Below are 7,042 nucleotides of genomic sequence, written 5' to 3'. Positions count from 1 at the left end.
AAAATATCTGTCTTATATTATAAGAACAATTATAAAAATATAAGGCAGATGTTTTTACATGGGAGGGAGGAATGATTATGAGCATGAGATTAAAAAAATTACTTGCACTATCATTGAGTGTTTCTTTAGTTTCAACAGGTATTTTCGTTGATGTTGGAATGAGAAGTGTGACTGCAGCAGCATCAAAAACAAAACAGACTACGGAAAAAAATATAAAAAAAGTAAAAGTAACGGTTGCACAGAAAAAAACTATAAAAGCACCAAAAAGTGAGAAAAAGGCAGTATGGAGTATTTTAAGTGGAAAGCAGAATATATCGGTGATAAAAAAAGGCAAAGGAGAAATAAAGATAAAAGCACAAAAATCTGGAAGTGCAAAGTTGCAGGCAAAACAGGGGAAGAAAAAAACTACTTATGATATAACAGTAAAAAAACAGGCACCTAAAAAATCAGAAGTAAAACAGCTTAGAAAATTATATATAGATTGTTTTTGGAAAGCACAGGAAGAGTCACCATATGATTGGGGATGGAGAAAAAACAGTGATGTTACAAAATTAAAATGGTTCTCAGACTGGATATTATGGGATGATTACGGATATGTAAAGGGGATTGTTTTGGACAGTATGTCAATAACAACACCATATTTTATAGGATATGATATAGAACCAGATGTAAAACTGCCAACATTTAAAAAGATACAGTATTTTGGTTCAGTTACCGGAAATGGTTTGAAAAGCGTTGACTTAGGAAATAATCCGACATTGAAATATTTCTTTTTAAAACAGGGATACGGGGAATATTGGGACGAGCAGGAATATGCTGAATTAAAAGAAATAAATGTTTCAGGGTGCAAAAATCTTGAAAATTTTTATGTTAGAATGACATACAATATAAAAAAATTAGACTTATCAAGTAACTGTAAAATTGAAACAATTAATATCTCTGATACTCCGCTTGACGAGTTGAAGATGCCTAAAACAGACTATTTAAAAGAATTTTATATGAATGGTTCAAGAATAAATGAATTAGATTTAAGTAATTGTACTAATATGAAGAAAATAGGAATTATGGGATGCAATCCTCAAAGTGTGACAATATCATTAGGGAACAAAACAAATAAAGAAATATCAGACTTTGACATAGCAGTAGGTTCCACTGAAGGAGAAACGAGCGTGAGATTTGTTGCGAACAGGGAAATATCGGAAGTTCCAAAAGTAAGATATGAATACGAATATTTAGGATATATAGATGGCGGATTGAAATTTCTGAAAAAATGTGTTAAGTTTATAGAAAAAAATGGAAAAATATATTTTAAATTATTGTAGATTGGGATAGTAAAAATGATTAAATTTTTATCAAAAAACAGGTATAAGAATGAAAAAATGAAGTTGATAGGGAAACATTCATAAAAAACTTAAAGAATTAAATAAAATGTATTTAAAGATAAAAAAATAAAAAAATTCTGATGATGCTAAAACATTGGCTTTATGGCTTATAGCTTCTTATGATATTTTGGAGGAAAGAAAAGACAATGCGAAACAGCTATCAGATTTATTGACTGCAATAGAATTGCTAAAAGAGTCTCCTTTAGATGAAGGTGGAGCAGCAGGTGCTTATATTTTAAAATTTGTCAGGGCAAATGATTTACATAATAAATAAAATAACTGCAACAAAACACAAAAATATCTGTCTTATATTATAAGAACAATTATAAAAATATAAGGCAGATGTTTTTACATGGGAGGGAGGAATGATTATGAGCATGAGATTAAAAAAATTACTTGTATTATCATTGAGCGTTTCTTTAGCTTTAACAGATATTTTTACTGCTGTTGGAATGAGAAGTGTGACTGCAGCAGTATCAAAAACAAAACAGGTTAAAGGCAAGAATGTAAAAAAAGTAAAAGTAACGGTTGCACAGAAAAAAACGATAAAAGCACCAAAAAGTGAGAAAAAGGCAGTATGGAGTATTTTAAGTGGAAAGCAGAATATATCGGTGATAAAAAAAGGCAAAGGAGAAATAAAGATAAAAGCACAAAAATCTGGAAGTGCAAAGTTGCAGGCAAAACAGGGGAAGAAAAAAACTACTTATGATATAACAGTAAAAAAACAGGCACCTAAAAAGTCAGAAGTAAAACAGCTCACGAAATTTTATAAGGAGTGTTTTATAAAAAGTTCAAAGGAGATGGGAAATAACTGGTATGCAGACGGTGATGATTTTCTGCATGACAAATGGATAGAATGGGATGATTATGGATATATTAGAGGAATGTCACTTGAGTCTACAGATACATTTACAGAAATTGATTTGCCGCGGTTTAAAAAAATAAAATATTTTGGTTCTTTTTGGGGAATGAGTAAACTGAAAAAGTTCGATTTGGGAAATAACCCTACATTGGAATGTGTTTTTCTCAAAAATGTAGATGTGGAAGATGATACAATTTTTGAAAATCTCAATGAGATAAATGTTTCAAAATGTAAAAATTTACGAGTAATAGATATTGAGCAGGCAGGAGAGAAATTTACAGAGCTTGATTTATCATCAAATGATAAACTTAACAGCTTAGGGTTAGAAGGTCTTAGAGGATTAAAACAACTGAAAATGCCGGAAACAGATAATTTAAAAGAGATTGTTGTGAAAGAAACAGCTTTAGAAAGTTTAGCTTTAGAAAAATATACGAAATTAGATAAAGTGTGTGTTGGTGGCAATCAATTTGATATATTGAAAATCAACATGGAGCAGAAGACAGAAAAAGATATAGAAAATATGTATTTGCTTTTTGATAATAATTTAAAGGTGGAGTTTATTTCAAGTAAAAGTGGCATAGTTCCTAATATAAAAAGACTAGATAACCATAATCTTTGGGCTGGAATTGTTTTTTCAAATTATGTTGTTACCGATTATGAAATACCTGAATGTTGGTAATAAAAAGGGCAGCAAGGACAGATAGCAGAGCGAATCGTAAAAACTGCCCGACCGTAAGTGTGTTATGAAAAGTTGAAATAATTGCAACAATCTTAGAAAATATCTGTCTTATATTATAAGAACAATTATAAAAATATAAGGCAGATATTTTATTAGTGTACTGTATCAATGATTTTCAGTTAAATAATGTAGATTGAAATTTAAATAAATTATTTGGCGAAATATCAATGATTACACACTGGGAGGGAGGAATTATTATGAGCACGAGATTAAAAAAATTACTTGCATTATCACTAAGTATTTCTGTCGCTGCAACAGGTTTATTTAATGACATAGGAGCAAAAAATGCAGATGCAGCAGTGGTGGCAAAGCAGAATAAAAACAGTCGGTATATAAATTTTGGAGGAAAAGGTACATTAAAAATAGGCAGTAAAGCAAAGGGAGTAGCCGAAAATAATGCTTATTTTTTTAATAACCATATTTCTTCAGTAAAAGTTTCAAAAAAGAATAAATATTTAAAAGCACAAGATGGAGTTTTATACAGTAAAAATATGAAAATACTGTACTATTATCCGGCAATGAAACAAAACAAAAAATTTACTATTCCATCAACAGTGACAAGGGTAGTAAGATATGCATTTGCAAATAACAATTTTCTTGAGCAGTTAAACATGGGAAAAAATGTAAAATATGTGGGTACCAAAGCATTTTCAGAGTGCAGCAGATTAAAAAATATTACATGGAAATGCAAGGCACAGACTATACCTGCCGGATGTTTTGAAAAGTGCCATAGTCTGAAAAACATTAAACTAGGGGATAATGTGAAAAACATTAAGACAGGAGCATTTAAGCAGTGCAGCAGTCTGAACAGGATTTACATTCCAAGAGGTGTAAGTGAAATAGAGGATTATGCGTTTAGCGGTGCCGGAAAGGAATTTTTTGTAGCAGGAAACAATATAGATTATTCATCTAATAAAGGTGTATTGTTTACAAAAGATATGTCAGGACTGGTTGCATATCCCGGCACAAAACAGGGCGGATATATATTACCTGATACGGTTGACGATATTTGTGCGGGAGCATTTAGTAATAGCGTAGGATTGACAGAAATAACATTTGGAAAAAATATTTATGCTGTTGATATGGGGTGGTTTGATAAATGTGCAAATCTGAAAAGGATAAATATGCCACCGGAATTGCAGAGTGTTGATTCATATGTGGAGTATAGTGGATTAGAATCTCTTGAAAAAGTGACATTGTCTGAAAGTAATAAATATTTTTCAATATATGATGATACATTATATTCAAAAGATTACAAGACACTTTATGTAATGCCTTTTGGAAAAAGCAGCTTAGAACTTGCACCGCAGGTCGAGAGCATAGTTTATTTGGATATGATAAATGACAGATATAAAAATGTTCTGACAAAAAATTCATTTTCAGAGATAAATATATCTTCACAAAATCAATACTTTGTAACAGTTGACGGTGTTTTATATGACAAGGATATAACAAAGATAATGTTATTACCGGGTAAAATGACAAGTTATAAGATGCCTGCAACAGTCAATGATATAACAGGAATTTTAAATGGATTTTTTGGAGAGACAGAGGACAATATTGCAAATAATAGTCTTTCGGACATAAGCGTAGAAAAAGAAAATTTATTGTATGTGTCAAAAGACGGAGTATTATTTAGTAAGGACATGAATAAGCTTTATGTTTATCCGCAGGAGAAAAAAGGTAATTATACATTACCAGATGAAACGACATTGATGGATATGTTTGCATTTACAGAGGCAAGAGGACTTACCGGACTTACGATTTCTGAAAATTGTGACAGGATTTATATGGATATATCGGGATGTGCGACTCTTAAAAAGATTACGGTGAAAGATGGTGTAGATACATTCAGGATAAAAGCGGCGGAAACACTTAATATAAGCAGTTTAAAACTTGGAAAAGATGTTTCGGATATTTGTTTACAGGGGAACTTGAACAAGGCTCATAATACGGTTATATCATCGGCTACAAAAGGGAAAGATGCGGTTGAAGTATTAACGGGAATACAGGCGGCAGCGGGAGAAAGTGATGAGGAAATTGAATTTTTGACATTTAAAGATATGAGCAGGTATGTTGAATTTATGGGATATAGATTTAAATAAAGTTTGAAAAATAAGTCATTTTGAGTATTAATATTTGTTTTTTCAGAGTCGAGCTGTTACCTTTACAGAAATATGTCCAAATGTTAGAATGTAGCTAAATAACACAATAGAAAATAACCGGAGTTTACAACGAGAGCACATATAATATAGCAGGAGGATGGATATGGCAAGAACGGTAAGTATAGGAACTCAGGACTTTGAGAAAATGATACAGAGAACCTGTTTTTATGTGGACAAAACAGGTTTTATAAAAGAATGGTGGGAGAGTGAAGATGAGGTTACACTTATAACAAGACCACGCCGTTTTGGAAAAACATTAAACATGAGTATGTTGAACTGTTTTTTCTCAAATAAGTATGCGGACAGAGGGGAATTATTTGAGAAACTTGAGATATGGAAAGATGGGAAATATCGTGAAATACAGGGAACATATCCAGTGATATTTCTGAGCTTTGCAAATATAAAACAGAATAGCTACAAAGGAACAATTATAAAGATAAAAAAAATAATATGTGATGAATTTCAAAAATATGCTTTTTTAAAAGATTGGGACGGATTGACAGAAGTTGAGAAAAAACACATTAGAGAACTTGACTATGATATGAGTGACGAGTCAGCACAGGAAGCTATTAATGATTTATCCAATTATCTCAGCCGATATTATGGAAAAAAAGTAATCATTCTTCTTGATGAATACGATACACCTATGCAGGAGGCATATGTAAATGGATACTGGGAAGAACTTGTTGCATTTACAAGAAGTCTTTTTAATTCAACATTTAAGACAAATCCGTATTTGGAGCGAGCGATAATGACCGGTATAACGAGAGTATCGAAAGAGAGTATTTTTTCAGATTTAAATAATCTTAAAGTAATTACTGTTACCAGCGGGGAATATTCAAAATGTTTTGGATTTACGGAAAAGGAAGTGTTTGATGCACTTGATGAGCAGGGACTTTCAGATGAAAAAGAGAAAGTAAAGTTATGGTATGATGGATTTACATTTGGAAAAAGTAAAGATATTTATAATCCGTGGTCAATAATTAACTTTCTTGATGAGAAAAATTATAAAACATACTGGGCGGACTCAAGTTCAAACGGTTTGATAAACAGCTTAGTGAAAACAGGTAGTTCATATATAAAAATGATGATGGAAACGCTTCTAAAAGGAGAAACAATAGGTGTACCGATAGATGAGCAGATAGTATTTTCGCAACTTGATTATTCGGAAGATGCAGTGTGGAGTCTTATGCTTGCGAGCGGTTATCTTAAGGTTATATCATCAGATAAACTTACAGGTGACCGTACAAAATCGGTAATGTATAAACTCGCACTCACAAATTTTGAGATAAAGCTAATGTTTGAGGATATGATACTCCGCTGGTTCAGTCCTGCAAAAAATGAGACAAATGAATTTATAAAAGCTCTCATATGTGGAGATATAGAAAGTATGAATGCTTATATGAATAAAGTAGCATTAAAAACTATTAGTTACTTTGACACGGGAAATGTACCATCAGACGAAGAGCCTGAGCGGTTTTTCCACGGTTTTGTTTTAGGGCTTATGGTAGACCAGTCAGAAAACTATATCATAACTTCAAACCGTGAGAGCGGTTTCGGACGCTATGATATAATGCTTGAACCAAAAGACAAACAGACTCAAAAATATCCGGGAATAGTTATAGAATTTAAAGTGATAAATCCAAGAAAAGAGAACTCACTTGAAGAAACTGTTGAAGCTGCATTAAAACAGATAGAAGAAAAGAATTATGATGCAGAACTGATAAACCGTGGAGTAAACAAGGAAAACATACATCATTACGGCTTTGCATTTAAAAGTAAAGAGGTGTTGATAGACGGACAGTAGATAAACTTGACATTTGTAAAATAAAAATATTAAAAATGAAGATAATTCAGACAGCATATATGAGGGAAGGCATATGCTGTCTGATTT

The 7,042-nt window shown here is 31.9% G+C and carries 5 protein-coding genes; all 5 read left to right on the top strand.

Going from position 1 to position 7,042, the window contains the following annotated elements; all coding sequences use genetic code 11:
• Positions 1-77 precede the first annotated feature (77 nt).
• The 5 genes from DWZ63_RS03660 (at position 78) to DWZ63_RS03640 (ending at position 6,955) form a co-directional block, all read left to right on the top strand.
• The gene (locus DWZ63_RS03660) at positions 78-1,322 is read left to right on the top strand and encodes a hypothetical protein (protein ID WP_147353196.1); all 1,245 of its coding nucleotides are present in this window, start codon (positions 78-80) and stop codon (positions 1,320-1,322) included.
• Between the two features lie 154 nt (positions 1,323-1,476).
• On the top strand, positions 1,477-1,656 hold the full coding sequence (locus DWZ63_RS03655) for a hypothetical protein (RefSeq protein WP_055943116.1): 180 nt from the start codon (positions 1,477-1,479) through the stop codon (positions 1,654-1,656).
• A 97-nt stretch (positions 1,657-1,753) separates the two neighbouring features.
• A complete protein-coding gene (locus tag DWZ63_RS03650; RefSeq protein WP_147353195.1) occupies positions 1,754-2,923 on the top strand; it encodes a hypothetical protein in 1,170 nt (389 codons plus the stop codon).
• Between the two features lie 257 nt (positions 2,924-3,180).
• The gene (locus tag DWZ63_RS03645) at positions 3,181-5,088 is read left to right on the top strand and encodes a leucine-rich repeat domain-containing protein (protein WP_055945133.1); all 1,908 of its coding nucleotides are present in this window, start codon (positions 3,181-3,183) and stop codon (positions 5,086-5,088) included.
• 163 nt (positions 5,089-5,251) lie between these two features.
• Complete coding sequence (locus DWZ63_RS03640) at positions 5,252-6,955, top strand: AAA family ATPase (protein ID WP_118498755.1); 1,704 nt, start codon at positions 5,252-5,254, stop codon at positions 6,953-6,955.
• Positions 6,956-7,042: the final 87 nt, after the last annotated feature.

This window comes from Clostridium sp. AF34-13 (assembly GCF_003477845.1).
Lineage (GTDB): Bacteria > Bacillota > Clostridia > Lachnospirales > Lachnospiraceae > Butyribacter > Butyribacter intestini.
This window is presented reverse-complemented; position numbering and strand designations above follow the sequence as displayed.

Coding starts and splice junctions, on each gene's coding strand:
- DWZ63_RS03660 (WP_147353196.1), top strand. CDS start 78: ATGAGCATGAGATTAAAAAAATTACTTGCACTATCATTGAGTGTTTCT.
- DWZ63_RS03650 (WP_147353195.1), top strand. CDS start 1,754: ATGAGCATGAGATTAAAAAAATTACTTGTATTATCATTGAGCGTTTCT.
- DWZ63_RS03645 (WP_055945133.1), top strand. CDS start 3,181: ATGAGCACGAGATTAAAAAAATTACTTGCATTATCACTAAGTATTTCT.
- DWZ63_RS03640 (WP_118498755.1), top strand. CDS start 5,252: ATGGCAAGAACGGTAAGTATAGGAACTCAGGACTTTGAGAAAATGATA.